We start from the raw sequence: 26,100 nt of genomic DNA on the forward strand, positions 1-26,100 counted from the left end.
GCCCTATCCGCCGACAGCAGCGAGATACTCGCTGTAGAACAGAGCGAGTCCGACGGCCGACGCGATGGCGGCCAACAACCAGAACCGGATGATCACCGTCGTCTCGGCCCATCCGGCCAACTCGAAGTGATGATGGAACGGTGCCATGCGGAACACGCGTCGGCGACTGGATCGGAACACCGCGACCTGGATGACGACCGATGCGGCCTCGGCGACGAACAGCGCACCGATGACCACCATGATCAGTTCGGTCTTGGTCACCACCGACAGGCCTGCGATCAGACCGCCGAGGGCCAGGGATCCGGTGTCGCCCATGAAGATCTTGGCAGGCGCGGCGTTCCACCACAGGAAGCCGATGCAGGCTCCCGCTGCCGAAGCGCAGACCAGTGCCAGGTCGAGGGGATCTCGGACGTCGTAGCAGCCGGGGGCGGGCCCGGCGGGCCCTGCGCACGCCTGGCGGTACTGCCAGAAGGTGATGACGGTGTAGGCACCGAGCACCAGTGTCATCGACCCGGCTGCGAGGCCGTCCAGGCCGTCGGTGAGGTTGACCGAGTTGGACCACGCGATCACGAGCAGGCAGACGAAGAACACGAAGACCACCGCGGACATCGACCAGGTGGCGATATCGCGTACGTACGACAGTTGGGTGCTGCCAGGAGTGAGCCCACTCTCGCTGCGGAACTGCAACACCAGGATCGCGAACAGCACGGCTGCCGTTATCTGACCGACGTACTTACCGGTGGCGTTCAGACCCAGGTTGCGCTGCTTGCGGATCTTGATGAAATCGTCGAGAAAGCCGACGAGACCGAGCACCGTGGTCAGGCCGAGGACGAGCAGGGCCGAGGCCGACGGACCGTCTGCGTCGTAGCCGATACCGATCAGGTGCGAGCCCCAGTAGCCGGCCCAGATGCCGACCAGAATTGCGACGCCGCCCATGGTCGGTGTGCCCCGCTTGGACTGGTGACTCGCCGGGCCCTCCACTCGAATCTCCTGGCCGAAGCCCTGTTTCGAGAAGGTCTTGATCAGCACCGGGGTCAGGAGAATCGCGACCGCGAGCGCGATGCCTCCGGCGAAGAGGATCTGCCTCACTGCTCACCCTCCGCGGTGGCGCTCGACGCATCGGCCAGCAGGGCGTCTGCGACGGTCCACATCGCCCCGGACTGCGAGGCTTTCACCAGCACGATGTCGCCGGGACGCACTTCCTCGTGCAGTACTGCGATCGCGGTTTCACGGTCGGGCACCAGCATCGATTCCTCGCCCCACGAACCCTCCATGACGGCACCCTGGTGCAACGCCCGGGTGGGACGGCCGGTGTCGACGATGATCAGACGGTCGACGTCGAGGCGGACGGCGAGGCGGCCGATCGCGTCGTGCTCGACCACCGAGTCCGAACCCAGTTCGCCCATCTCTCCCAGCACCGCCCAGCTGCGGCGTTTCGGTCCGTCGTCGCGACGCGACATCGACACCAGTGCTTTGAGTGCGGCGCGCATCGAATCGGGGTTGGCGTTGTACGAGTCGTTGACGACGGTGACGCCGTCGGCGCGGGTGCGCACGTCCATCCGTCTGATCGACGTCGGTGCGGCGGCCCCGAGCGCCTGGGCAACCTGCGTCAGCGTTGCTCCGCACTCGAGGGCGACGGCCGCTGCCGCGAGGGCGTTGCCGACCTGATGCTCACCGTGCACCGCCAGGGTGATCGGTACCGAACCCGCTGCGCATTCGAGCGTGAACGACGCCCGGGCGTCGGTGTCGACCTGCACGTCGAGGGCTCTGATGTCGGCATCTGCGTTGCGCCCGACCGTGACGACGGCAGCCGTTGTACGCGTGACCATTTCGGCGACGAGGCGATCGTCGATGTTGAGGATCGCCACTCCCCCGTCGGCGGCACTCGGGAGCGCCTCGACCAGCTCGCCCTTCGCCAGTGCGATGGCCGCGCGCGAGCCGAACTCGCCCAGGTGCGCGGTTCCGACGTTCAGGACAACCCCGATCCGGGGCGGTGCGAGCGTGGCGAGTTCGGCGATGTGGCCGATTCCTCGGGCGGACAATTCAAGACAGAGGAAATCGGTGTCGGCATCCGCTCGCAGCGCCGTCCACGGATGTCCCAATTCGTTGTTGAACGATCCGGGCGGTGCCACCACCGAGCCCAGAGGCTCGAGGACCGCAGAGATCAGGTCCTTGGTCGAGGTCTTCCCGGAGGATCCCGTCACACCGACGACGGTCAGGCCGTGCTCGGCCGTCAACTCGAGCACCGAGGCCCGGGCCAGAGCGCCGAGCGCGGACAGTACTGCCGAACCGGAGCCGTCCGGGTCGTTCTCGAGTGCCATCGCGCGGCTCTCGTGCGGAACCGGACTGACGACCACGGCCGGTACGCCCACCGGACGCGCGGCCAGTACCAGCGCCGCACCTGCGGCAACCGCGGCGGCGGCATGGTCGTGACCGTCCACCTTCGCGCCGGGTAGGGCGAGAAAGATGCTGCCGAGGGTGACCTTGCGGGAGTCGAACTCCACCGGTCCTGGCACCACGACCGTCGGATCCGGCACATCGTGCACCGTGCCTCCGACGATCTCGGCGATGCGGTCGATCGAGAGGGGGATCACCGTACGCCCGCGCTCGTACCGACCCGACGCGCATCGATGGCCGAGGCGAGTATCACTCGATCGTCGAACGGATGCTTCACACCCGCTACCTCTTGTCCGGTCTCGTGCCCTTTACCTGCGATCAACACAACATCCCCTTCGCGTGCCCACGCCACGGCCTGTTCGATCGCCGCTGCGCGGCCTGCCACGTTTCGTACTTCACCGCGGGCCTCTTCGGGCACCGACAGTGCGCCGTCCTCGACGGCCTGTCGAATGATGGCCGGGTCCTCGCTGCGCGGGTTGTCGTCGGTCACCACCAGGAGCTCTGCGCCGCGCGCTCCGGCGGCACCCATCAGGGGACGCTTCGCGGTGTCGCGATCGCCACCTGCTCCGAGTACCACCGCGATTCGTCCACGCGAGGATTCGCGCAACGTCGCCAGCACGGCCTCGACGGCCGCAGGCTTGTGCGCGTAATCGACCACCGCCAGGAAGTTCTGTCCACGGTCGATCCGCTGCACGCGGCCCGGCACGTCGACCGTCGCGACCCCGGTCACGGCCTTGCGCACGTCGGCCCCGGCCGCCGCGCAGGTCGCCAACGCCAGCACGGTGTTCGCGACGTTGTAGCGACCCGGCAACCGGACCGAGACCGGCAGCGACGCACCCTCCGGATCGGCGACGGTGAACGACTGGGTGCCGTCGTCGTGCTTGGCCCAGTCCGAGACCGTCCACTGCGAATCGGCACCGGTCGACGCGGTCACCACGGCCGACCCGGCCGATCGAGCGATGTCGGCCATCCGCATGCCCCACGCGTCGTCGACACAGACGACGGCGGTGTCGGCACGAACCGCCGAGTCGGCCGCGAACAACCGACTCTTGGCGGAGAAGTAGTCCTCGAGAGAGTCGTGAAAATCGAGGTGATCCTGGGAGAGATTGGTGAACGCACCGATCGCGAAGCAGGTGCCGTCGACCCGGCCGAGGGACAACGCATGGGAGGACACCTCCATCACCACCGTGTCGACACCTTGCTCGACCATGACGGCGAAGAGCGCATGCAGCTGCGGGGCCTCGGGCGTGGTCAGCGCGCTCGGTACATGACGGCCCAGAACACGGGTCTCGATGGTGCCGATCAGACCGCATCGACGACCTGCAGCAGTCAGGCCGGCTTCGAGCAGATACGACGTCGTCGTCTTTCCCGAGGTACCGGTGATACCGATGACGGTCATCTTCGACGACGGGTTGCCGTAGACGAGAGCGGAGACCGCACCCAACACCTGGCGCGGGTGCTCGTGCACCAGAACCGGAACCTGTAGACCCGTGCCTGCGAGCGCTCCCCGCACGATCTCGAGTCCGGCCGGGTCGGTGAACACCGCCACGGCACCGCGCTCGACTGCGTCGGCGACGAACTCGGCACCGTGTCGAGACGATCCGGGCAGTGCGGCGAAGAGATCGCCGGGAAGAACGGACTGCGCGCGCAGATCGATACCGGTCACGCTCACACCGGCGGGATCGGCCTCGCCGATCGTTGCACCGACCGCGGACGCCACCTCCCCTACTTCGGTGTGCCGTGGATGCGCCGGACGTGAACCCGGAGCCGGTTGTGAATCCGATGACACAGTCACTCCTGCTCCCTTCCTCTCTACTGCCGGCCACGCGCCTGCCGCGGCTCGATCACGCCGCGGCGGCAGACGAACGAAGACGCCCGAGCCGATGTGTCAGATTACCGGCGTCCGGGATCGTGATGTCGCCGCCCCGACTACGAGGACCGGCGGGTCGGGATCTCAGTCCGCCTGCAGAACCAGCTTGGGTCCGGGGTCCGCGGACATCGGCACGCTGTCCCGCTGCAGCATCCAGCTGGCGATGTTGTGGAACAGCGGTGCTGCCGACTGGCCGCCCGAACCGTCGGCGCTGCGGGTCGGGGCGTCGAGCATGATCCCGATCACGTAGCGGGGATCGTCGGCGGGCGCGATGCCGGCGAACGTGATCCAGTAGTTCGAGTTCGAGTAGCACTTGCACTCGGGATCGACCTGCTGAGCCGTACCTGTCTTGCCGCTGATCTGGTAGCCCTCGACCCCCGCGGCCACTCCGGTACCGCGCTGGTTCCCGGTGTCGTCCTGAGTGACGGATCGGAACATGTTGCGGACGGTCTTCGCGGTATCGGGACTGACCACGTACACCCCGTCGGGCTGCTGGGTCTCGGTTCGCTGACCGTTGGCGTCCACTGTCGCTTCGACGATCCGCGGCGGGATGCGAACCCCGTCGTTGGCGATGGCCTGATACATCCCGGTCATCTGCAACAGCGTCATGGACAGGCCCTGACCGATGGGGAGGTTGGCGAACGTTCCACCCGACCACTGATCACGGCTCGGTACATTTCCCGCGCTCTCGCCGGGCAGACCGACGTCGCTGCGTTGGCCGAGGCCGAACTTGGTGAGCATGTCCGCGTAGCGATCCTCACCGACGCGCTGCGCCAGCATGAGGGTGCCGACGTTGGAGGACTTACCGAACACGCCGGTCGTCGTGTACGGCACGACGCCGTGGTCCCACGCGTCCTTGACCGACACGCCGGACATGAAGATGCTGCCCGGTACCTGCAGCACCTCGTCGGGTGTGGTGAGTCCGTACTCGATGGCTGCGGCCGCGGTGATGATCTTGTTCACCGAACCGGGTTCGAACGGCGTGGTGACGGGCAGATTGCCCATTTCCTTGGTGCGCTCGTTGTTGCCGACTCCGATACCGGGATTGAAGGTGTTGTCGTTCGACATGGCGAGCACCTCGCCGGTGTGCGAATCCTGAACGTACGCCGAGGCGTTCTTCGCTCCCGACAGGTCCTTTGCCAACTGCACCTGCTGTTGCACGTAGTACTGCAGATCTGCGTCGATGGTCAGTTCGACACTCGAACCGTTGACCGCCGGCTGCTTGTCCCGCCAGCTTCCTGGAATGACGGCACCGTCGGATCCGCGGTCGTAGGTCTGCGAACCGTCGGTTCCGGCCAGGGTCGCGTCGAGCGAATCCTCCAGACCGAGCAGACCGTGTCCGTCCCATCCGGTGGCACCGACGATGTTCCCGGCCAGCGATCCGCCCGGGTACTCACGGATGTCCTGACGCTCGAGTCCGACCTGCTTGAAATCCTTGCTGATCTTCGACGCCACGGTGGCGTCCACTCCGCGGGCGAGGTAAGTGAATTCGTCATTGCTCTTCAGCTTCGCGAGCAGGTCCTTCTCGCTGATCACATCGCCGAGATCGCTGTGGATGCGGGCCGCGATGTCCTCGAGGTACTGCTCGGTCTCCGGCTCGGTGGGGTCCTTCGCCCTCGCCTCGTCGAGTTCCTTGCGAACCCGAACCGGTTGGAACGTCAGCGCTTTGGCCTCCATCGTGAAGGCGATCGGATTGCCGTTGCGGTCCAGGATGGATCCACGCATCGCCGGATCGACGAGAGTTGTGGTGCGTTGCGACGCCGACTCGGCCGACAACCTCGGCGCATCGAACCCCTGAATCCACAGCAACTGTGCCGCCGCGACGGCGAGCGCCACATACATCAGAACGCGACCGGTGCCGTGACGGAACCGAAAGGTGGACGAGTCGAGACGCTTTCGGCTCGGTGGCCGACGGCGTGGAGCAGGCGACGGCCTGGTCACTGCCCGCCACCCGATGCTTCGCCGGTGGACTCGGGGGCTTCGACCGAAGGTGTTTCGAGCGAGGGGATGCTCATGGGAACCAATTGTTCAGCAAGCGCGGTGTTTCCAGCTCCATTGCTTGTACTCGGCGTGGCGGCGCGGGTGTCGATCGTGCCCGAGGTTCGGTTGGGCTGAGACGCGCTTCGCGGCGTCTGCTGCTGCGATGACTGCGTGCTCGGATTCGCGACGGTGCCCTCGCCTGCGGCCGCGGCCGGTACCGGATCGAGCGGTGCCACCGGCGCACCGTCGGCCGGAGCCGGAGTACCGACGACCTGGACACCGCCGTCCGGCGCGACGATCAGACGCGCGGAGTTCTTCGCCGGGACCATCCCGAGCTCGGCGGCCTTGCGCGCCAACTCCGGAGCCGATTCCGCCAACTCCACATCACGCTGCAACGACGCCCGCTCCTGAGCGAGTTCGGCGTTGACGGCCTTGGCGGCGCTTAGATCGTAGGAGTCTCCTGCGGACCGAGTGGTCAGGAGCAACGTCAGACCGAGACCGATGGCGAGCAGGCCGATGATCAAGGCGACGAACGGGATTCGCGCGGCGATAGCGCTTCCGTTCAGCGAAGGCCGCGCACCGGCCCCGGAACCACGCCCAGAATCCGAGGTATGGATCGACGCACGCTGCTGCCTGCGCTCGTATGCGCGAAGTGCAGCGCCTGATCGTCCACCACCCTTGCTCGTACGCTCGGGTCGCGAGAGTGGAGCCTGCGGAGCGACCCTGTTCCTCGGTGCTGGAACCCGATTGCGTTGTGTTCCAACGGTTGTGCCTGGAACCGTCATTCCGCTCTCCTTGCAATCCGTTCGGCGGCGCGCAATCTCACCGGAGCCGAACGTGGGTTGTCGTCTATTTCTGAATCCGAGGCACGCTCGGCACCTCTGGTCAGGAGCCGGAACTCCGGACCCATTCCTGGAAGCTCGACCGGCAGCCCCTCGGGACTGCGGGACTTGATCCGAGGTGCCAACTCCTGCTTGACGACTCGGTCTTCGAGCGATTGATACGACATGAAGACGACCCGGCCGCCGACAGCCAACGCGTCGAGCCCGGCAGGTACCGCCGCCTTCAACGAATCCAATTCACCGTTGACCTCGATGCGAAGTGCCTGGAAGGTGCGCTTTGCAGGGTGTCCGCCGGTGCGCCGGGTCGCGGCCGGAATTGCGGCATAGAGCAATTCGACCAACGGGCCACTCGTGGTGAAGGGAGTGTGCTCTCGGCGTCGCAGTACAGCGGAAGCGATCTTGCCGGCGAACCGTTCTTCGCCGTACGTGCTGAGGACCCGTGCGATGTCGCCGTGCGAGTACGTGTTGAGGACGTCTGCGGCGGTGATTCCCACGGTCGGATTCATTCGCATGTCGAGTGGGGCGTCCACGGAGTAGGCGAATCCGCGATCGGACTCGTCCAACTGCATGGACGACACTCCGAGGTCGAACAGAATCGCGTGAACGGAGCCGACAGCAGGCAGACCGGCCTCGTCGAGCGCTTCGGCGATGCCGTCGTAGGTCGTGTGCACCAACGTGATTCGATCGGCGAAGGGAGCCAAGCGGGCTCCGGCCAGCTCGAGCGCATCGGGATCCCGGTCGAGTCCGATGAGGTGCAGGTGCGGATAGGTCCGCAGGAAATGCTCGGCGTGACCGCCGAGGCCGAGTGTTGCGTCGATCATGACGCGAGTACCGCCGGTGGAGCCGAGTGCGGGTCCGAGCAGTTCGTCGGCTCGTTCGAGTCGAACCGGAACGTGGAGGGGGCCGGCGGATCGACGGTGGGTTCGGTCGGCGGACGACTCGATGTCGTCCGGTCCGGTGCCCTCCGTCATGGTTCCTCCCGGTCGCGCGTACGTACTTCTCGCCCGGGTCCGGGCCGTGCGGGTCGCCCACCGAAGCCGACGCGAATGCATCGAGGTCCCTGTCCGATAGGGAACCTGGCGTTGGGGAAGAACGTCAGGGTCCTGATCTGCGAAACCTGGCGTTGGGGAAGAACGTCAGGGTTCTGATCGGGCAGAGGCCTCGCTGCACTCGCAGGCGACCTGGTTCGGGCTACAAGATCCCTCCGAGGGACTCGTCGAAAGCGTCGGAGAAATCCTGTTCGTTCTCAGCGGAGTAGCGCGCCCACGCTTCGTCGTTCCAGATCTCGATGAAGTCCATCGAACCGATCACCACGCAGTTTCGTTCGAGCCCCGCGTACCGGCGATGCTCGGGACTGATGGTGATTCGACCCTGTCCGTCCGGCCGCTGTTCGTCGGTTCCCGAGAAGAACTGGCGAACGTAAGCACGGGCTTTGGGGTTGGCACGAGAAGCCGCCGTCAATTTCCGAGAGCGCTCTGCGAAGTCGGCCGCGGTGTAGACAGCGAGGCTGAAATCCTGCCCCTTGCTCACCATGACCCCTCCTGCAAGCGCGTCCCGAAACTTGGCCGGCAACGTGAGTCGACCCTTGTCGTCGAGCTTCGGCGTGTAGGTACCGAGAAACACTCGCCACCTCCAGCCTCGACTCTCCGCTGCGGACCACTTTACCCCACTCTCCCCCACTTCGAACCATTCGCAGCCGGAAAACTTTGGCGAAAGTGACATTCATGCAGCTCAGCGTGTACAAGATCGGCTGCTTCGGCAGCGATGCCGCGGGTGATATCACCGGTTCGATTCGGGAGCGACGGCCCTCGGGTCCACCACTGAAGCCGCCTGACCAGCGCCTCGACGTCGGGTGTGGCGGATGGACGCAGATCTCTGCCCTTCAGTGGGGCCGATGTGGGGAGAAGTGGGGAATGTGGGCGAAAGTGGGGAGTGTCGGGGAGGGATCCCAGAATTCCCGTGCGCGGGAGTGTTCGAGCTGGCCCTCGACGCGGAGCGGAGGGCTGCAGGTAATTCTGCGGCGTCTGTTCGCGGGCAGAAAACGACAACAGCACCTCACCCGAGGGTGAGATGCTGTTCTACGTCGACGCGTGAAGTTGTGGAGATGAGTCGGTTCGATGGAACCCGGTCGATTCAGTCCTGCTCGAACCTCTTACGGAACCGATCTTCCATGCGAGAGGTGAAGCTGCCGCCCTTGCGACCACCCTTCGATTTCTGTCCGGTAGAACGCCCGGACGTCTCGGCAGCATCGTTGGCTGTGCTGCCTTCGTCCTGCGACGCTGCGGCTCCCTTGCTGGAACCGCCGAACAGGAATAGTGCCCCGGCACCGAACATCAACAAAAAGCCGATGAGACTGACGACGAGAAAAGCCAAACTGTTCGTCGACAATGCAACACCGGCGACGAGCAACACGAGTCCCACTACGAACAGCGCGGCAGCCTGAAAGCGCCTCCTGCTCGACGCCGCGCGTACGCGACCGCCCCTCACATGAGACGCGAATTTGGGATCCTCGGCGTAGAGAGCGCTCTCGATCTGATCGAGCATGCGCTGCTCGTGCTCGGAGAGTGGCACGGTACCTCCCCCTGCACAGATATTGAAGGTCATTTCGGTTACGAAACGACGGGAAGCTGACCTTGGCGGCTACCTGTTGTCGATGATACGAGCTGAATCGGCCGCTTACCACCTACTCGGTCGATGTGTTCCTGAGAAACACCGAAGTTTTCGAGACGCACGTCCCGAAAACTCCGTGCGAACACCGCATGACGTGGCGATTGTCGCCTGACGTCCAGCCGTGTGAGCTACGCCGACAAGGGTGCGGTCATCGGGTCGACGGACGCGAAACGCCCCTGCCCGCCGAGTCGATCCTCGACGGAGTTCAGAAAACGACCGACGTGCCGCTGGAAATCGTCGGCGTCGAGATCGTCGATCGTGCTCGACGCACCGGCCTCGACTGCAGCCCGGGTGGCCGAGAAGGACGCGAAGTAGTCGGCCCAGACAGCAAGGTCCGGTGCCGCCTTCGCCATCAACACCCACGCACTGCGTGAACGAGGACGCGCTCCGATCGAATTCGGCAACGACGCGAGCACCGCTGCCGCGCCTTTCAGTGCGGCGGCGTAGCTGCCGAGAAATCGATCTCCGGCATTACTCTCCCCGATGGACTCGGACAGCAGAGCATCCGCTCGACCCAACAGAACCTGAGCCTGACGCGACACCGGCGACCGCACTCCGGCATCGAATGCCTTCGTGATCGTCATACTCGAACACCTCCAGTTCGAATCTCCGGCGCGCACCTGGCGCGGCCGGAACCGTGGCGAAGCCTTACAGTCGAACTCCGGAGAATCCGACTCGAGGATCCGAGCCGAAACCACCGGCGCACTCGGCCCCGATTGTCGAACACCCGTTCGACACATTCAATATAGCTGTGCCCACCGACAAGTTTCCGAAGAAAGGTTGAGAACAGTCGTCACCGATGCGCAGACAACGCCGTACCTGGTCGATCTGACGCCCCCGGAATTCCGCCAGCGGCTGTTCGAGGCACTGTCCATCTACGTCGAGGCCATGGGCTATCCGCGTGGAACCGAACAGAGCAGAGCACCGATGTGGAGCGAACACCTGCATCGGCCGGGCTGGCGAGCAGTCGGTGCACTGCTCCCGAACACCGACCCGACACAACCCGATTCCCTGGTCGCCGTCGCATACGGCTACAACGGTGCCGCGCACCAGTGGTGGCATCAACAGGTTCGCGACGGATTGCGACGCACGGGGCATTCCCCACAGAACGTCGAGGCCACGCTCGACGACTACTTCGAACTCACCGAATTGCACGTCCTGCCGAGCGCTCAGGGGCACGGCCTCGGCGGACGACTGTGCAGCCGACTGCTCGACGGCGTTTCCGCGCAGAACGTGATGTTGTCCACACCCGAGGTCTCGGAGGAGGACAATCGAGCCTGGCGGCTGTACCGGCGGCTCGGCTTCGTGGACGTACTACGGGACTTCACGTTCGCCGGTGACCGACGCCCCTTCGCAGTCCTGGGCCGCCGGTTGCCTCTCGACGGGCCAGTAGCCTGAAGGTGTGATCGATGCTGTGGTGGTGGGCTCCGGCCACAATGCCCTGACCTCTGCCTGTTACCTGACCGACGCCGGCATGTCGGTCGAGGTTCTCGAGCGCGACTCCGTTGCCGGTGGCGCGGTATCGACGGTGGAACGCTTTCCCGGCCACCGCGTGGACCGTGGTTCGTCGGCGCACATCATGATTCGTCACACCGGCATCATCGAGGAGCTCGGACTCGCCGACTTCGGTCTGCGCTACATCGACTGCGATCCCTGGGCGTTCGCGCCTGGGGCCGTCGGCACCGACGAACGCGGCATCGTCTTCCACCGCGATCTCGACCGAACCTGCGACTCCATCGCCGCTGCCTGCGGCACAGCCGACGCACGCGCCTACCGCACCTTCGTCTCCGTCTGGGGTCCCCGCAGCGAACGCACCATGCGTGCGTTCGGCGGACCACCAACCGGGGCGAAACTGCTCCGATCCTTCTGGGGCCTCGGCGCGCCCGACGGCGGCAGCATGCTCTCGCGGGAATTCCTGGCCACCGGCGATTCCCTGCTGGACGAGATGTTCTCGAGCGAACGACTCAAGGCCGCACTCGCGTGGTTCGGCGCACAGTCGGGTCCGCCGATGTCTGAGCCGGGTACCGCACCGATGGTCGGCTTCGCTGCCCTCATGCACACCCTTCCGCCGGGCCGCGCCGTCGGCGGTAGCGGCGCGCTGACCGAGGCGATGATCTCTCGGCTACAGCGCGACGGTGCCGTACTGACGCTCGGCGACGCCGTGACCTCGCTCGTACGCCGCCCACACGGCTGGACCACCAGGACCGCGTCGGGACGGGAGGTCGACAGCCGCATCGTCGTGGCCGGTTGCCACATCGTGACCACCCTCGACCTGCTGGCAGCCGGCGGCCACGACTCGGCGCAGCTCGCGCGGTGGCGCAGCACCATTCGGGTGGGGCCCGGGATCGGTACCGCGGTCAGACTGGCCACCGACGCCCTTCCGGCGTTCCCGAGCGCGGACCGGATCGAGGACGGCACCCACGGTCTGGCGCTGCTGGTACGCGACCGCAGCCAACTGCGGTTGGCACACGGGCACGCGCTGGCAGGCGATCTGCCGCCCACCCCGGCTGTGCTGGGGATGTCCTTCAGCGCGCTCGATCCCACCATCGCGCCGCCGGGACAGCACCAGATCTCTCTGTGGTCGCAGTGGCATCCCCACACCCTCGCCGACGGCAGACAGTGGCGATCGGATGTTCCCGGCGAGCGCTCGTTGGCCGAGTTCGAGGCGGATCGGATCGTGGCCGAACTGGACCGATACGCACCCGGTTTCGCGGGATCGGTGCTGGATCGGTTCGTGCAGTCGCCGCCCGACATCGAGCGGGAGCTCGGTCTGGTCGGAGGCAACATCATGCATCTGGACATGTCGTTGGACCAGATGATGATGTGGCGACCGCATCCTCAACTGGCCGGACATCGGGTCCCCGGTGCAGACGGGCTCTATCTCACCGGCGCATCGACCCATCCCGGCGGAGGGGTCACAGCGGCCAGTGGCCGCTCGGCGGCGCGGATCGCGATCGCCGACGCCCGCGCCGCCCGCCGTCGCACGTTCTTCGGAAGGAAACGGGTATGAAGGTTGCGCCGATCGTCGTGGCTGCCGCTGCCGTGGGCTGCCAGATCCTCTACCCCTTGGTGTCGGGATCGACCAGAGACGTAGTGACGGTGGCGGTGGTGGCCCTGCTCGCGCTTGCGTCGATCCTGCACGCGGCACTCAATCGCGGCGTCGTGTGGGCCACCATTCTCGTCGTCGTGACCGCAGGTACCGGATTCGCGTCCGAACTCGTCGGCACGGCAACCGGCATCCCGTTCGGCGAATACTTCTACGCGCAGAATCGATTGGGCCCGAGCCTGTTCGAGGTGCCTGTCGTGGTTCCCCTGGCGTGGACGGCCGGGTTCTACCCGATCTGGTGTGCAGTGACCTTCGTCGTTCGCCGTCTCGACACGACGCAGATACGCGCCACCGCCCTCCGAATCGTGGCGGTCGCGGTGGGGATGGTCGGTTGGGACCTGTATCTCGATCCGCAGATGGTCACCGACGGACAGTGGACCTGGACCGCCGGATCGGCCGGGCTGCCCGGGGTGCCGTCGATTCCGCTCACCAACTACCTCGGCTGGCTGGTGGTGGCCACCCTGATGGCCGCGGTGATGGAGTCGCTCGACCGCGCCGTCGGTCGCCCGCAGCCATCCGACGACGCGGTGCCCATCGGGTTGTTCCTGTGGACGTGGCTGGGGTCGGCGCTCGCGCACGCGGTGTTCCTCGACGGTCCGGAACTCCGATACTCGGCGGTGTACGGGTTCGTCGTCATGGGCCTCGTCGGCATCCCCCTGTTGTGGATTGCCCGTCGCGACCGACCACTCGGGGCCGGACCGCGTGCGGCCGTCGATCGCTCCGGTACCGACACGCCTCGCTGACAACCCCTGCCGACTGACATCACCTCGATGTCCTGGCACGATGTCGCTGTGCAGTCGACATCGCGAACATCTCATCGAACCCACCGCCGCCGTGTTCTCTCGGTGGTCGCGCTGGCGCTGCTGGTCGCGCCGATGCTGGCCGGTTGCCTGCGTGTGCAGGTCACGATGGGCGTGTCGGCCAACGACCGCGTCGCGGGTCAGATCGTGGCTGCCAGCGTGCCGACATCGGACTCCGACACCGGCCCGGAACTGGTGGTGCCCTCCTCGATCGAGGACAAGGTTCGCGTCGAGCCGTACAACCAGGACGGATACGTCGGGTCGCAGGCCATCTTCGACGATCTGTCGTTCGGCGACGTGCAGACCCTCGGCTCGATCTTCCAGAACGCGGCCGGATCGTTCCAGCTGACGCTGCAGCGCTCGGGTGACACCGTCACTCTGGCAGGCAACGCCGATCTGTCCTCCGTTCCGGTGCAGGGTTCGGACGTACAGTTCACCATCGCGTTCCCGGCCCGCATCGGCACCACCAACGGCACCCGCGAGAGCGACAACTCGATCTCGTGGAAGTTGCCTGCGGGCGAGGTCACCTCGCTGCGCGCCGAGGTCAACTATCCCGATCCCAACACCCGCAGCTTCGCCGGCTGGGCCGGCATCGTGGGCGGCGTGACCGTCGGCGTCGCAGCCATCGTCGGGGCCATGGCCTGGGTGTCGCGCAACCCACCGCTACGGGGCCGCGGGTCGCGCAACACCGACTCCGGAAGCTCCACCGACAGAACGTCTGTGTGAGAGCCCGCCTGCTCGCGCGCACGACGGCGACGGCAAGCGTCCTCGCGACAGCGTCGGCCGCGGTCTCCGTGTTCAACTCTCGGTTCATGCCGAACCTGCGCTGCCCGGACCACGACGTCACCGAGCGCGTCGTCGTCTGCGTTCCCGCCCGCAACGAGGTTTCGACGCTGCCTGCGCTGATCGGCGACCTCACGCGGCAACGATCGTGCACAGACCTGCGCGTGATCGTCCTCGACGACGATTCGACCGACGGAACGGCGTCCGCTGCCCGTGCGGCTGCGGACGGTGACCCGAGGATTCGCGTCGTGACCTCCGGTGTCGCTCCCCCGGCCGGCTGGACCGGCAAGGCCGCAGCGTGCGCCGAGCTCGCCAGACTGGCCGACGAGGACGACCCGATGACGTCGCTGATCGTGTTCGTCGATGCCGATGTGCGACTCGAACCGGAGGCGGTGGCGGCAGCGGCCCGGGTACTGCGACGGCGCGGTGCCTCCCTGCTGTGCCCGTGGCCGGAGCAACTTGCCGAGAGCACCGTCGAGCGACTCGTCCAGCCCCTGCTCGCGTGGTCGTGGATGTCCACGCTTCCGGTACCTCTGGGCAACGCCACTCTCGCACCGTCGATGGCGGTCGCGTGCGGGCAGTTCATGGCCTTCGACGCCGCCGCCTATCGCGCCATCGGTGGCCACGGATGCGTGGCGGCGAGCGCAACCGAGGACCTGGATCTGGCACGCGCTCTGCGTCGACGAGGATTCTCGACGGCGGTGGCGTCGGGTGCGGGGTTCGTCCGATGCCGGATGTACCGATCGGCCGCGGAGTTGCGGTCCGGCTACAGCAGGTGGTTGTGGAGCGAGTTCGGTGGACCGGCCGGTTCGGCTGCGGCGGCCCTGGCACTGACGGCCGTGTACGTACTGCCCCCGGTCACCGCACTCACGTCCTCGGGTGTCACGCGCCGCCTCGGTCTCGCCGGGTATCTCGCCGGCACGGTATCTCGGATGTCCACCCGTCGGCGCGAGGTGGGATCGCGATTCGGGGTGGTCGACGCAGTCGATGCTGCGCTGCACCCGGTGTCGATTCTCGCGTTCGTCGGCCTCGTCGCGGAATCCCACGTGCGTAGGCGTCGTGGCGCGCTGTCGTGGAAGTCGCGCCCGATGCCGCGCGGCGAGACCTGACCCGTCTCACACTCGTGCGGCCGCGAGCCCCAGGTTGCTCAACACCTCACGCGTCGCGCGCGCGAAGTTCAGGGTGATGAAGTGCAATCCGGGCGCGCCCTCGGAGATCAGGCGCTCACCGATGTTCGTGGCGAGTTCGATGCCCACCTCTCGGACGGCGGCGCGGTCCTCTTCCGGACCGGATCCTGCTGCGCGAGTGAACTTCTCGTCCAGGTGCGACGGAAGCGTTGTACCCGAGAGCTCGAGCATCCGGCGAACCGAACGAAGTGAGGTGATGGGCATGATCTCGGGAATGATCGGCTTGGCACCCTGCTCGGCGTCGAACGCACTCACGCGGTCCCGCAGGCGCAGGTAGTCGTCCACATCGAAGAACATCTGTGTGATCGAGTACTCGGCACCCGCCCGCAACTTGCCGACCAGGCACCGGGTGTCCTGCTCGAGGTCGGCGGCGCGGTGGTGACCTTCGGGGAACGACGCCACGCCGACGTGGAAGTCGCCGAGATCACGTACCAGCCGGACGAGCTCCTCGGCGTACTCGACTCCGTCCGGATGCTTCTCCCAGTCGCCGAGTGGATCTCCGGGGGGATCTCCCCGCAATACGAGAATGTTGGTGATGCCGCGGTCCGCGTACGACCCGACCATCGATCGCAGCTCGTCTACACTGTGCGAGACGGCAGTGAGATGCGCCACAGGGAGGAGGGTGGTCTCCTCGGCGATCTGCCCGGTGACACGCACCGTTCGATCGCGGGTGGAGCCGCCTGCGCCGTAGGTCATCGACACGAATGCGGGCTGAAGTTGTTCGAACTCACGAACCGCCCGCCACAGCCTGGCCTCGGCCGCCGCGTCTCGTGGAGGCGAGAACTCCACCGAGAACGGGATCCTGGCCTCGGGTTCTGTCCGTAGTCGGTCGACGATGGACGGTGTACTCGTCACGAATCCTCGACTCGACCGCCCCCTGACGGATTCTTCGCTCACCCGAAGATCATAGGTTGTGCCCCAGCGACGCCCGTGAGGCCTCCCGGACGACAGATGTTCGCTGCACGTCGGCCCATGGTGTGCGCGGCTATTACTGTGGGAACCGGAATCCACGCAATTCACAGCAACCTTGGAGGATCGTCCTGTCCGGAGACTTTTCTTCACCCGTAGCCGACGCCCCCGTCGCCGCGAACGACCCGAAGGCGATGCGTTCGGCGGTCGACGCGACTCTCGCCGAGTTCTTCGCCTCGCGCCGAGGTGTCGTGGACACCGTCGGCGGCGGCTACCCCGATGCGGTGGCCGATCTCGAGGCGTTCGTGCTTCGCGGCGGCAAACGGATGCGCCCCGCGTTCGCTTGGACCGCGTGGCTCGGTGCAGGCGGTGAGTCCACCGGTGCCCGCGCCGAGGCAGTGCTGCGGGCGTGTTCGGCGCTGGAACTGATCCAGGCCTGCGCTCTGATCCACGACGACATCATCGACTCGTCCAGCACGCGACGCGGTTTCCCGACCGTGCACGTCGGCTTCGCCCAGCGGCACCGGGACGCGGGCTGGACCGGCTGTGCGGACCATTTCGGTGAATCGGCAGCGATACTCGTCGGCGATCTCGCTCTGTGCTGGGCCGACGATCTACTGCGCGAGTCGGGTATCGACGCCGATGCCGCGCGGCGAGTCCAGCCGGTGTGGTCGGCGATGCGCACGGAGGTTCTCGGCGGTCAGTTGCTCGACATCGAAGCCGAGGCAGGCACCGACGAGAGCGTTGCGGCGGCAATGCGCGTCAACCGCTACAAGACCGCCGCGTACACCGTCGAGCGGCCGCTTCATCTCGGCGCAGTCCTCGCCGATGCCGACGAGAACCTGATCTCGGCCTACCGCAACTTCGGTGCGGACATCGGAATCGCGTTCCAACTGCGCGACGACCTCCTCGGAGTGTTCGGCGATCCCGAGGTGACCGGCAAACCGTCCGGCGACGACATCACCGAGGGCAAACGCACGGTCCTGATCGCGCTGGCACTGCAGAAGGCGGACGAGACGAGGCCGGATCACGCAGCCACGATCAGGGCCAGCCTCGGGACCGAACTCGACGCCGACGAAGTGGCCGACATCCGTTCCATTCTCGTAGAACTCGGCGCAGTGGACGCGGTCGAGAAACAGATCGACGACCTCGGGACCCGGGCCGTCGCAGCCCTCGACAACAGTTCGATCGAACCGGTCGCTGCCGCGCACCTGCGCGCGATGGCAACCGCCGCCATCCAACGGCAGTACTGAAAGAGAGCGCCATGTCTTCGATCCGCACGGTCTCCGGCACCACCGACTCCGTCGTCGTCGTGGGAGCCGGATTGTCAGGCCTCGCCGCCGGTCTGCACCTACTGGGAGCGGGCAGGAAAGTCACGCTCGTCGAGCGTGACGAGACCGTGGGCGGCCGCGTCGGGGTGTACCCGGTGTCGGACGCCGACGGATCGCACCTCTACGACATCGACAACGGTGCAAGCGTGTTGACGATGCCGAACCTGGTGCTCGAGGCACTCGCCGCCGTGGGCGCCGACTTCGAGTCGACCACGCCGCCGATTCGGCTGACGGCTCTGTCGCCGTCGTATCACACGCGCTACGCCGACGGCACGTCCATCGACGTCTACTCCGATCCCGAGGCCATGGCGGCCGAGGTGGAACGCACCTGCGGCCCCGCCGAGGCGCAGGGATATCGCGAACTGCGACGCTGGCTCGCCGACATCTTCGACGCCGAGTTCGACCGCTTCATCGACTCGAACTTCGATTCACCGCTCGATCTCGTGGGATCGAAAGCTGCGATCTCCGACACCGCGACACTGACGAAACTGGGCGGCTTCGGTCGCCTCGGGCCCCGCGTCGACAAGTTCCTGAAGGACACCCGCCTACGCCGCGTCTTCACGTTCCAGGCGCTCTACGCAGGCATGGCACCCCAGAAGGCCCTGGCGGTCTACGGAGCCATCGCGCACATGGACACCTCCCTCGGAGTGTTCTTCCCCGAGGGAGGGATGGCGGCCATCGCCAAGGCCATGGCCGACGCGTTCGTCACCGCAGGCGGCACGCTCGAACTCGGCACCGAGATCGTCGACATCACCGTCGACCGGGGTCGGGTCGACTCCGTGATCACTGCAGCCGGTGGTCGAATCGCCTGCGACGCACTCGTTCTCACCGCAGACCTCCCCGTCGTCGATCGACTCCTCGACAGAGCGTCGGTGTCGAAGAAGGGCCGACGGAACGGATACGGCGTGGTCTCACCGTCGGCGGTCGTCGCGCACGGAACCGTTCCCGTCGAGCTGACGGAGACGTGGCCCGCCCGCGCGCACCACACCATCGACTTCGGCGACGAATGGGCCGAGACCTTCCGCCGCATCACCGCGCGATCGGGCAAGGGATCCTTGATGGCCGATCCGTCCCTGCTGATCACCCGACCGTCGGTGAGCGATCCCGATCTCGAAGTGGTGCGCGGCGGAGTGCGTAGCGAACCGGTGTCGATCCTCGCACCGTGCCCCAATCTCGACAGCGCTCCACTGCCGTGGGGCGAGCTGGCGCAGCCGTATCTGAACGAGATTCTGACGACTCTGGAGGCTCGCGGATACAAGGGTCTGCTCGACGGATTCACGCTCGACCACATCGACACACCCGAGACCTGGGCGCAGAAGGGCATGATCGAGGGTTCTCCGTTCTCGTCCGCCCACGTGTTCAGGCAGACAGGACCGTTCCGACGCAAGAACATGGTCGCCGGGCTCGACAACGTGGTTCTCGCCGGCTCGGGCACGACTCCTGGAGTGGGCGTCCCCACGGTTCTGGTGTCGGGAAAGCTCGCCGCGCAGCGGGTGACAGGGCGCACGGGCCGGTAGGTTCGTTCGATTCACTGCGTCGACCAACTAAGCTGAGCGCGATCGTTTGCCGGTCGCGCTCATTGCTGCGACCATGATCGTTCGGTGATCGGCGAGAACCATCGGCCGACGTACACATCTCGACCCACAACTCGTTGCAGAGGAGGAGCAGGCGGCAATGTCTTCGATCTCGTCGCACTCCACCTCCGAGGATCGATCGTCGGACGGCGGCACCCAACCCTCGGCTGCGCGACGACCGTCCAGACTGACCGCAACCGGCAATTTCCTGCGCAGTCCCGAGGGCAAGGCAGCGATACTCGGTGTGGTCGGTGCCGTCTGCATCGTGTTCGGCGGGTTCGGCGCGGGCAGTGTGCGCCGACGCGATCCGTTGCTCGAGGAGATGCACCTGTCGTGGCTGCGATTCGGCCACGGATTCGTACTGTCCACCATCATCGTCTGGGTCGGCGTACTGCTGATGATCACCGCGTGGGTTCGGCTCGGGCGCGCAACCCTGCACGGCCGCACCACGGTGGGCGAACTGCGCTGGATCGTCCCGGCATGGACCGCTCCGCTACTGCTGTCGGTGCCGATGTTCAGCCGCGATGCGTACTCCTACCTGGCCCAGGGCGCTCTGCTCCGCGACGGATTCGACCCGTATGCCGTTGGCCCCGTTGCCAATCCAGGAGTTCTGCTGGACAACGTCAGCAACGTCTGGACCACCACCACCGCCCCGTACGGCCCGCTGTTCCTGCTGCTCGGTCGCGGAATCACCAGCCTGACCGGCGACAACGTCATCGCCGGGACCATGCTGCTGCGCCTGACGATGCTGCCCGGCCTGGCACTGATGATGTGGGCGGTTCCGCGGCTGGCGAAACACCTCGGCGGTCGCGCGACCACCGCGGTGTGGCTCGCCGTCCTCAACCCTCTCGTCCTGATCCACCTGATCGGCGGAGTGCACAACGAGTTGCTCATGGTGGGCCTGATGACCGCAGGGATCGTGCTGACGCTCGAACACCGACACGTGGGCGGCATCGCACTGGTCGCGATTGCGGTGGCGATCAAGGCCACAGCAGGCCTGGCGCTGCCCTTCCTGGTGTGGATCTGGATGCTGCATCTGCGGGAGAAGGCGCGGGCCGAGGGGCGAACCCCGATGCCGCCCGCCCTGGCGTTCGTCAAGACCGCGGGCATCGGAGCCGCCGTCTTCGTTGCTGTGTTCGCCGTGGCGTCGGTGATCGCCGGAGTCGGAATCGGTTGGCTGACCGCGCTTTCCGGATCGGCCAAAATCATCAACTGGCTCTCGCTTCCCACGATTCTGGCTCACCTGGTGACCGTCAGCACGTCGTGGTTCCTCGATCTCCGCCTCGGACCCGTTCTCGACGTCACCCGCCTGCTGTGCGCCATCGCGCTGGTCGTCGTGCTCGCGGTCGCCTGGTGGTTGGGCCGCAGATCCGAACGCGACGCGGTCAAGGGCATTCTGATCGCCCTGGTCGCCACCGTCGTCCTCTCCCCCGCGGCCCTGCCCTGGTACTACTCGTGGCCATTGGCTGTCGCCGCAGGCTTCGCACTCTCGCGCACCACCCTGATGATCCTGACGGGCCTGTCGACATGGCTCATGCTCGTCTTCCAACCCGACGGATCGATCGGCCTCTACACCCTCGGACACGTCGCACTGGCGGTCTTCGCCGCGGTCGTCGCAGCTCTGTCTCTGACGCGCGTCGATCCGCTGCGTCTGCGATCTGACCGATCCAGGCAGCACCGTGCCGTGCCGAACGCACCCAAGACCCCAGCAACGGAACCGACCGGAGACGAATCCACGTCATGAAGGCTCGCGTGATGAAAGAACTGGACGGGATCGATCCGGAGCTGCACGAGGCATACCGCATCTGTCGCGAACTCAACGCCCAGCACGGCAAGACGTACTTCCTTGCCACTCGCCTGCTCCCCACCGACAAGCGGGCAGGCGTGCACGCGTTGTACGGGTTCGCCCGGATGGTCGACGACATCGTGGACCTCGAGGGCACCGACATCTCCGTGGGATCTGACGAACTCAATGCCAGACGCATCGTCGAACTCGACGTAATCGAATCCAGGGTGCGCGACGCCTTGGCCGGAAAACCGTTGTCCGAGAGCGTGTCCGATCGAGTCTTGAGCGCGTTGTGCGACACCGTGGGGCGCTACGACATTCCGCACGACTATTTCTACGCGTTCATGCACTCGATGCGCATGGACATTCCGGGGAGTCCGATGTTCGTCTCGCGCTACCGGACGATGGAGCAGCTGCGCGAGTACATGTACGGCTCCGCTGCGGTCATCGGACTGCAGATGTTGCCGATCCTGGGAACCGTCGTCGAGCGGTCGGAGGCCGAGCCTCCCGCCGCAGCCCTCGGCGAGGCGTTCCAGCTCACCAACTTCATCCGAGACATGGGTGAGGACCTCGATCGCGACCGCATCTACCTGCCCACCGACGAACTCGCTGCGTTCGGTGTCGACGAAGAACTGCTGCGGTGGTGCCGCACCACGGGAAATGTCGACGCCAGGGTCACCAGGGCCCTCGCGCACCTGATCGCCGTCACCCGCTCGATCTACCGCACGTCCGACGCGGGTATCGAGATGCTGGATCCGCGAGTGCGACCGTCGATGCGCACGGCGTCGATCCTGTACGGCCGCATACTCGCAGAGGTCGAGTCACAGGGCTACCGCGTACTCTCGCAACGCGCGACGGTGCCGCAGTGGACCCGAGCTCGCATCGCGCTTCCGCAGTTCGCCGTCACCGGCTTCAAGCGCGCAACGATTCGCTAGAAGGCCATTGCCTGAGCTCGCCTGATCACTTCACGCATCAGGTCGCCGTGCAGAGCAGCGACGGGTGCACCGGGCAAGCTCTCGTCCTCGGTGAACAGCCACCGCAGGATTTCCTCGTCCTCGTAGCCGCCGTCGTGCAGCACGGCCAGCAGACCCGGCAGGCCCTTGACGATGGTGCCCTTGTCGGTGTCGAGGAATTGCTCGGGAACACCGGGCACACGCGAACGCTTCAGCGCCAGCAGCTGCCGATCTCGAATCAGCTGCTCGACGCGGGTCTTGGGAACGTCGAGAATCTTCGCGACGTCGGCGAACTGCAGCACGGACACCGACGGATCGAGCACGTCGTCGGCATAGGGAATGGCACTCACGCAGGTAACGTTAACGGGTCCGGCATCCAGACATCAAAAGCGTGACATTCGGCCCAGCAGGACGAACACACGAGCCACGATCGTCGGTCGGCATCTCTTGCACCGATACGATCGACTTCAGCATCCGGCGTCGAACGCCGGAAGACCAGTGGACTACGAGGGGAGGTTCGGTGATACCGGGTTCGATGCTAGATCGTCGATACCGAATAGACGCACCGATCGCGCGCGGCGGTATGTCGACGGTCTACCGCGGACTCGACACCAGGCTCGACCGCCCCGTGGCGGTGAAGATCATGGACCCGAAGTTCGCCGAGGACCCACAGTTCGTCCAGCGTTTCGAGTTCGAGGCGCGGGCCGTGGCCAGGCTCAGTCACCCGGGCCTCGTCGCCGTCTACGACCACGGTCGGGACGGCGAACACGCCTTCCTCGTCATGGAACTCGTCGAGGGCGGAACTCTGCGTGAGCTGCTGCGCGAGCGCGGACCGATGCCTCCGCATGCTGCAGCGGCCGTCATCCGGCCGGTTCTCGACGCACTCGCCGTCGCCCACCGAGCCGGTCTGGTGCACCGCGACATCAAGCCCGAGAACATCCTGATCAGCGACGACGGCGACGTGAAGATCGCCGACTTCGGACTCGTCCGAGCCATAGCGGCCTCCACCGTGACGTCGAGCAGTGTGATTCTCGGCACCGCCGCGTACCTGTCTCCCGAGCAGGTCACCACCGGTTCCGCGTCCGCGAGCAGCGACGTCTACGGCGTCGGTGTCGTGTTGTTCGAGCTGCTGACCGGACGCACGCCGTTCACCGGCGACACCTCGCTGTCCATCGCCTACCAGCGCATCGACAACGACGTACCGCTGCCCTCCACCCTCATCGCAGGCGTCCCCCCGCAGTTCGACGAGGTGGTCCAGCGTGCCACCGTCCGCGCCCCGGAACACCGGTACCGCAATGCCGACGACATGGCCCGGGCCCTGCGCGCAGCCGCGTCGGCGCTGGCGCTGCCCGAGTACCGAGTGCCGGCACCCAAGCGCTCGGCCGAGCACCTGAGCTCGGCCGCAGCCGGAGCACCGACGACGGTCGCGGGCAACCGTCCGCCGTCCGCTCGCACCCAGGTCGTGGACACTTCGCCGCCCCCACCTCCGCAACACGGGGTGCAGCACACCAGGGTGGTCACCTCGCCCACATCGCGGGGCATCGACCACGGCCAGGACATCGCCGAGGTGCCGCCCGCCGGGCCACCTCCGACCGGTAGGCGGCACTACGAGTTCCCCGATTTCGACGCCGACCGCCAGCGCTCGCGCCGAGCGATCGTCATCTGGCTCCTCGTCGTCGCCCTGCTCGCGGTGTTGGTCGGCTTCGGCGGATGGTGGATGGGATCGGGTCGCTACACCGCAGTCCCGATGGTGGACGGGCTCGACACCACCGGTGCCACCAGTGCCGTGGAAGCCGCCGGTCTCGAAGCCACGGTGCGCGGAACCTACTCCGACTCGGTGGACACCGACCTTCTCATCGGCACCGATCCCACCGGCGGATCACGAATCGCCAAGGGCGACACGGTGTTTCTGTTGGTGTCGCTGGGTCGCCCCACCGTTCCCTCGATCGACACGAGCGCATCCGTCGACGACATGGAACAGCAACTGCGAGACCGAACGTTCACACCCGTCGACGGCGGCGAGGCCTTCAGCACGTCCGCTCCGATCGGCGGCGTCGCAGCCCTGGACCCACCGCCCGGCACCGTGCTGACCACGGGAAGCTCGGTCACGGTACTGCGCAGCAAGGGGGCACCGCCGGTCGAGGTCCCCGACGTACGCGGGCAGAGCGTCGACCAGGCCAGGACGACGCTGGAATCGGTGGGCATCACCGTCGGCGAGGTTCGGGAGACGTTCGACGAGGACACCGACGGCGGCAGGGCGATAGGAACGACGCCGGAGGCCGGGCAGACGGTGCGATCCGGGACCACCGCTGCGCTCGAGGTGTCCAACGCCGTCACCGTGCCGTCGCTGCTGGGTCGCTCGGTCGGCTCGGCCCGGACCGCCGTCGAGACGTTGGGCCTGACGATCGACGTCCGTCAGGTGGTGGACACCGACGGGTCGCTGGTCATCACCCAGAGCCCCGGAGCCGGTTCTCGGGTGGAACCGGGCTCCGAGGTCATGGTCGTCTCGCTACCCTGATCAGTCGCGGAGCATCTCGGCGACGAGGAATGCCAGTTCGATGCTCTGCTGCGTGTTCAGACGCGGGTCGCAGGCGGTCTCGTACCGGCCGGCGAGGTCCAGGTCCGAGATGTCCTGGGCACCGCCGAGGCACTCGGTGACGTTGTCGCCGGTCAGTTCGACGTGAATTCCGCCCGGATGCGTTCCGAGGCCGTTGTGCACCTCGAAGAATCCCTGGACCTCGTCGACGATGCGGTCGAAGTGGCGCGTCTTGTAGCCGGTCGAGGCCTCGTGAGTGTTGCCGTGCATCGGATCGCACTGCCAGATGACCTGGTGGCCGGTGGCCTGAACCTTCTCGATGATGGCGGGCAGGATGTCGCGTACCTTGCCGTTGCCCATGCGTGAGATCAGCGTCAGACGTCCCGGCTTGTTGGTCGGGTCGAGCCGCTCGACGTACTCGACGGCCATCTCGGGCGTGGTCGTGGGCCCGATCTTGAGACCGATCGGGTTGGAGATCAGCTCGGCCAGCGCGATGTGCGCCCCGTCGAGCTGGCGGGTGCGGTCGCCGATCCACAGGAAGTGCGCGGACAGGTCGTACAGCTTGGGGTGATCGTCGGTGTTGTCCAGACGCAGCATCGCACGCTCGTAGTCGAGAACGAGTGCTTCGTGGCTGGCGAAGATCTGCGCGGTGTGCAGGTTGGGGTCGGAGACGCCGCAGGCATCCATGAAGCGCAGGCCGCGATCGATCTCCCCCGCGAGCGCCTCGTAGCGCGCACCGGCGGGCGACTGGGCGACGAACTCGCGGTTCCAGTCGTGCACCTTGTGCAGATCCGCCATGCCTGCACCGGTGAGTGCGCGGACCAGGTTCATCGCCGCGCTGGCATTGGCGTACGCGCGCACCAGTCGTGACGGATCGTGGCCGCGGACGCTCTCGTCGGCGACGAGCGAGTTGATCATGTCGCCGCGGTAGGACTGCAGACCGAGCGCGTCGATGTTCGACGAACGCGGCTTGGCGTACTGACCGGCGATACGGGCGACCTTGACCACCGGCATGCTCGCGCCGTAGGTGAGCACCACAGCCATCTGCAGCAGCGTGCGGATGTTGCCCTTGATGTGCGGCTCGGTGTTGTCGACGAACGTCTCGGCGCAATCGCCACCCTGCAGCAGGAAGGCCTCACCGCGAGCGACGGCGGCGAGCTTGTCCGACAACGCCTCCACCTCACCGGCGACGGTGATCGGTGGCACGCTCTCGAGCACCTTGCGCATGTCGGCAGCATGCTCGGGATCCCACTGCGGTTGCTGCGCAGCCGGCTTGGCCAACGCATCGTCCAATCGAGAGCGCAGCGTCGGCGACAACGGCGGCAGGTCGGGCAAGCGATCGATGGGTACGTCGACAGTCCAGTTCACGGCTACAG

The 26,100-nt window shown here is 66.4% G+C and carries 22 protein-coding genes; 10 read left to right on the top strand and 12 right to left on the bottom strand.

The annotated features are described in order from the left end of the window. Positions 1-3 precede the first annotated feature (3 nt). From mraY to R4P47_RS07150, 9 genes are all read right to left on the bottom strand, one after another. Positions 4-1,089 (bottom strand): phospho-N-acetylmuramoyl-pentapeptide-transferase, encoded by a 1,086-nt coding sequence (mraY, locus tag R4P47_RS07110; RefSeq protein WP_032394385.1) that lies wholly within the window; start codon positions 1,087-1,089, stop codon positions 4-6. After that, positions 1,086-2,594 (bottom strand): UDP-N-acetylmuramoyl-tripeptide--D-alanyl-D-alanine ligase, encoded by a 1,509-nt coding sequence (locus R4P47_RS07115; RefSeq protein WP_317784377.1) that lies wholly within the window; start codon positions 2,592-2,594, stop codon positions 1,086-1,088. Before R4P47_RS07115 ends, mraY begins: the two co-directional genes overlap by 4 nt. Next, positions 2,591-4,192 (bottom strand): UDP-N-acetylmuramoyl-L-alanyl-D-glutamate--2,6-diaminopimelate ligase, encoded by a 1,602-nt coding sequence (locus R4P47_RS07120; RefSeq protein ID WP_317784378.1) that lies wholly within the window; start codon positions 4,190-4,192, stop codon positions 2,591-2,593. The genes R4P47_RS07115 and R4P47_RS07120 overlap by 4 nt, the downstream gene beginning before the upstream one ends. A 159-nt stretch (positions 4,193-4,351) precedes the next feature. Next, positions 4,352-6,208, bottom strand: coding sequence for a peptidoglycan D,D-transpeptidase FtsI family protein (locus tag R4P47_RS07125; protein ID WP_068051974.1), 1,857 nt, complete (start codon positions 6,206-6,208; stop codon positions 4,352-4,354). Beyond that, on the bottom strand, positions 6,205-7,032 hold the full coding sequence (locus R4P47_RS07130) for a hypothetical protein (protein ID WP_317784379.1): 828 nt from the start codon (positions 7,030-7,032) through the stop codon (positions 6,205-6,207). Before R4P47_RS07130 ends, R4P47_RS07125 begins: the two co-directional genes overlap by 4 nt. Then, positions 7,029-8,060: a 16S rRNA (cytosine(1402)-N(4))-methyltransferase RsmH gene (gene rsmH / locus R4P47_RS07135; RefSeq protein ID WP_317784380.1), complete on the bottom strand. Its 1,032-nt coding sequence runs from the start codon at positions 8,058-8,060 to the stop codon at positions 7,029-7,031. Before rsmH ends, R4P47_RS07130 begins: the two co-directional genes overlap by 4 nt. 220 nt (positions 8,061-8,280) lie before the next feature. Then, positions 8,281-8,712 carry a division/cell wall cluster transcriptional repressor MraZ gene (mraZ, locus tag R4P47_RS07140; RefSeq protein WP_027497352.1) on the bottom strand — a complete coding sequence of 144 codons (432 nt, stop codon included), beginning with the start codon at positions 8,710-8,712 and terminating at the stop codon, positions 8,281-8,283. Between the two features lie 510 nt (positions 8,713-9,222). Further along, positions 9,223-9,660 carry a DUF3040 domain-containing protein gene (locus R4P47_RS07145; protein ID WP_068051986.1) on the bottom strand — a complete coding sequence of 146 codons (438 nt, stop codon included), beginning with the start codon at positions 9,658-9,660 and terminating at the stop codon, positions 9,223-9,225. 227 nt (positions 9,661-9,887) lie between these two features. Then, positions 9,888-10,343, bottom strand: a complete 456-nt coding sequence (locus R4P47_RS07150; protein WP_269593892.1) for an SAV_6107 family HEPN domain-containing protein — start codon at positions 10,341-10,343, stop codon at positions 9,888-9,890. Between the two features lie 196 nt (positions 10,344-10,539). Here R4P47_RS07150 and R4P47_RS07155 point away from each other — a divergent pair, with 196 nt between their 5' ends. From R4P47_RS07155 to R4P47_RS07175, 5 genes are read left to right on the top strand one after another with little or no spacing between them, the layout of a single operon-like run. Continuing rightward, positions 10,540-11,157 (top strand): GNAT family N-acetyltransferase, encoded by a 618-nt coding sequence (locus R4P47_RS07155; RefSeq protein WP_317784381.1) that lies wholly within the window; start codon positions 10,540-10,542, stop codon positions 11,155-11,157. Positions 11,158-11,161: 4 nt separating this feature from the next. Continuing rightward, positions 11,162-12,769 carry an NAD(P)/FAD-dependent oxidoreductase gene (locus tag R4P47_RS07160; protein WP_317784382.1) on the top strand — a complete coding sequence of 536 codons (1,608 nt, stop codon included), beginning with the start codon at positions 11,162-11,164 and terminating at the stop codon, positions 12,767-12,769. Then, complete coding sequence (locus tag R4P47_RS07165) at positions 12,766-13,608, top strand: carotenoid biosynthesis protein (RefSeq protein WP_317784383.1); 843 nt, start codon at positions 12,766-12,768, stop codon at positions 13,606-13,608. The genes R4P47_RS07160 and R4P47_RS07165 overlap by 4 nt, the downstream gene beginning before the upstream one ends. A 27-nt stretch (positions 13,609-13,635) precedes the next feature. After that, a complete protein-coding gene (locus R4P47_RS07170; protein WP_176460266.1) occupies positions 13,636-14,391 on the top strand; it encodes an LppM family (lipo)protein in 756 nt (251 codons plus the stop codon). After that, the gene (locus R4P47_RS07175) at positions 14,388-15,557 is read left to right on the top strand and encodes a glycosyltransferase family A protein (protein ID WP_317784384.1); all 1,170 of its coding nucleotides are present in this window, start codon (positions 14,388-14,390) and stop codon (positions 15,555-15,557) included. Before R4P47_RS07170 ends, R4P47_RS07175 begins: the two co-directional genes overlap by 4 nt. Before the next feature lie 6 nt (positions 15,558-15,563). Here R4P47_RS07175 and metF read toward each other — a convergent pair whose 3' ends face one another. Further along, positions 15,564-16,490, bottom strand: coding sequence for a methylenetetrahydrofolate reductase [NAD(P)H] (gene metF / locus R4P47_RS07180; protein ID WP_269593991.1), 927 nt, complete (start codon positions 16,488-16,490; stop codon positions 15,564-15,566). Between the two features lie 248 nt (positions 16,491-16,738). On the opposite strand from metF, the gene R4P47_RS07185 reads away from it, so the two are divergent. The 4 genes from R4P47_RS07185 to R4P47_RS07200 all read left to right on the top strand — a co-directional run bounded on the left by R4P47_RS07185 (position 16,739) and on the right by R4P47_RS07200 (position 22,170). Then, on the top strand, positions 16,739-17,797 hold the full coding sequence (locus R4P47_RS07185) for a polyprenyl synthetase family protein (protein ID WP_068052016.1): 1,059 nt from the start codon (positions 16,739-16,741) through the stop codon (positions 17,795-17,797). Positions 17,798-17,808: 11 nt separating this feature from the next. Then, positions 17,809-19,392: a phytoene desaturase family protein gene (crtI, locus tag R4P47_RS07190; RefSeq protein ID WP_317784385.1), complete on the top strand. Its 1,584-nt coding sequence runs from the start codon at positions 17,809-17,811 to the stop codon at positions 19,390-19,392. Positions 19,393-19,549: 157 nt separating this feature from the next. Next, positions 19,550-21,193 (top strand): alpha-(1->6)-mannopyranosyltransferase A, encoded by a 1,644-nt coding sequence (locus R4P47_RS07195; RefSeq protein ID WP_317784386.1) that lies wholly within the window; start codon positions 19,550-19,552, stop codon positions 21,191-21,193. 11 nt (positions 21,194-21,204) lie between these two features. Beyond that, positions 21,205-22,170: a phytoene/squalene synthase family protein gene (locus tag R4P47_RS07200; RefSeq protein ID WP_068052046.1), complete on the top strand. Its 966-nt coding sequence runs from the start codon at positions 21,205-21,207 to the stop codon at positions 22,168-22,170. On the opposite strand, the gene R4P47_RS07205 is transcribed toward R4P47_RS07200, so the two are convergent. Beyond that, a complete protein-coding gene (locus tag R4P47_RS07205) occupies positions 22,167-22,538 on the bottom strand; it encodes an Rv2175c family DNA-binding protein (protein WP_068052028.1) in 372 nt (123 codons plus the stop codon). The genes R4P47_RS07200 and R4P47_RS07205 overlap by 4 nt on opposite strands. Before the next feature lie 185 nt (positions 22,539-22,723). Between R4P47_RS07205 and pknB the strand changes: the two genes are divergently transcribed. Further along, a complete protein-coding gene (pknB, locus tag R4P47_RS07210; protein ID WP_317784387.1) occupies positions 22,724-24,706 on the top strand; it encodes a Stk1 family PASTA domain-containing Ser/Thr kinase in 1,983 nt (660 codons plus the stop codon). Here the strand turns inward: pknB and R4P47_RS07215 are convergent, their stop codons facing one another. Further along, complete coding sequence (locus tag R4P47_RS07215) at positions 24,707-26,092, bottom strand: class II 3-deoxy-7-phosphoheptulonate synthase (protein ID WP_032394396.1); 1,386 nt, start codon at positions 26,090-26,092, stop codon at positions 24,707-24,709. Positions 26,093-26,100: the final 8 nt, after the last annotated feature.

It is taken from the genome of Rhodococcus sp. IEGM 1370, assembly GCF_033142325.1.
Lineage (GTDB): Bacteria > Actinomycetota > Actinomycetes > Mycobacteriales > Mycobacteriaceae > Rhodococcoides.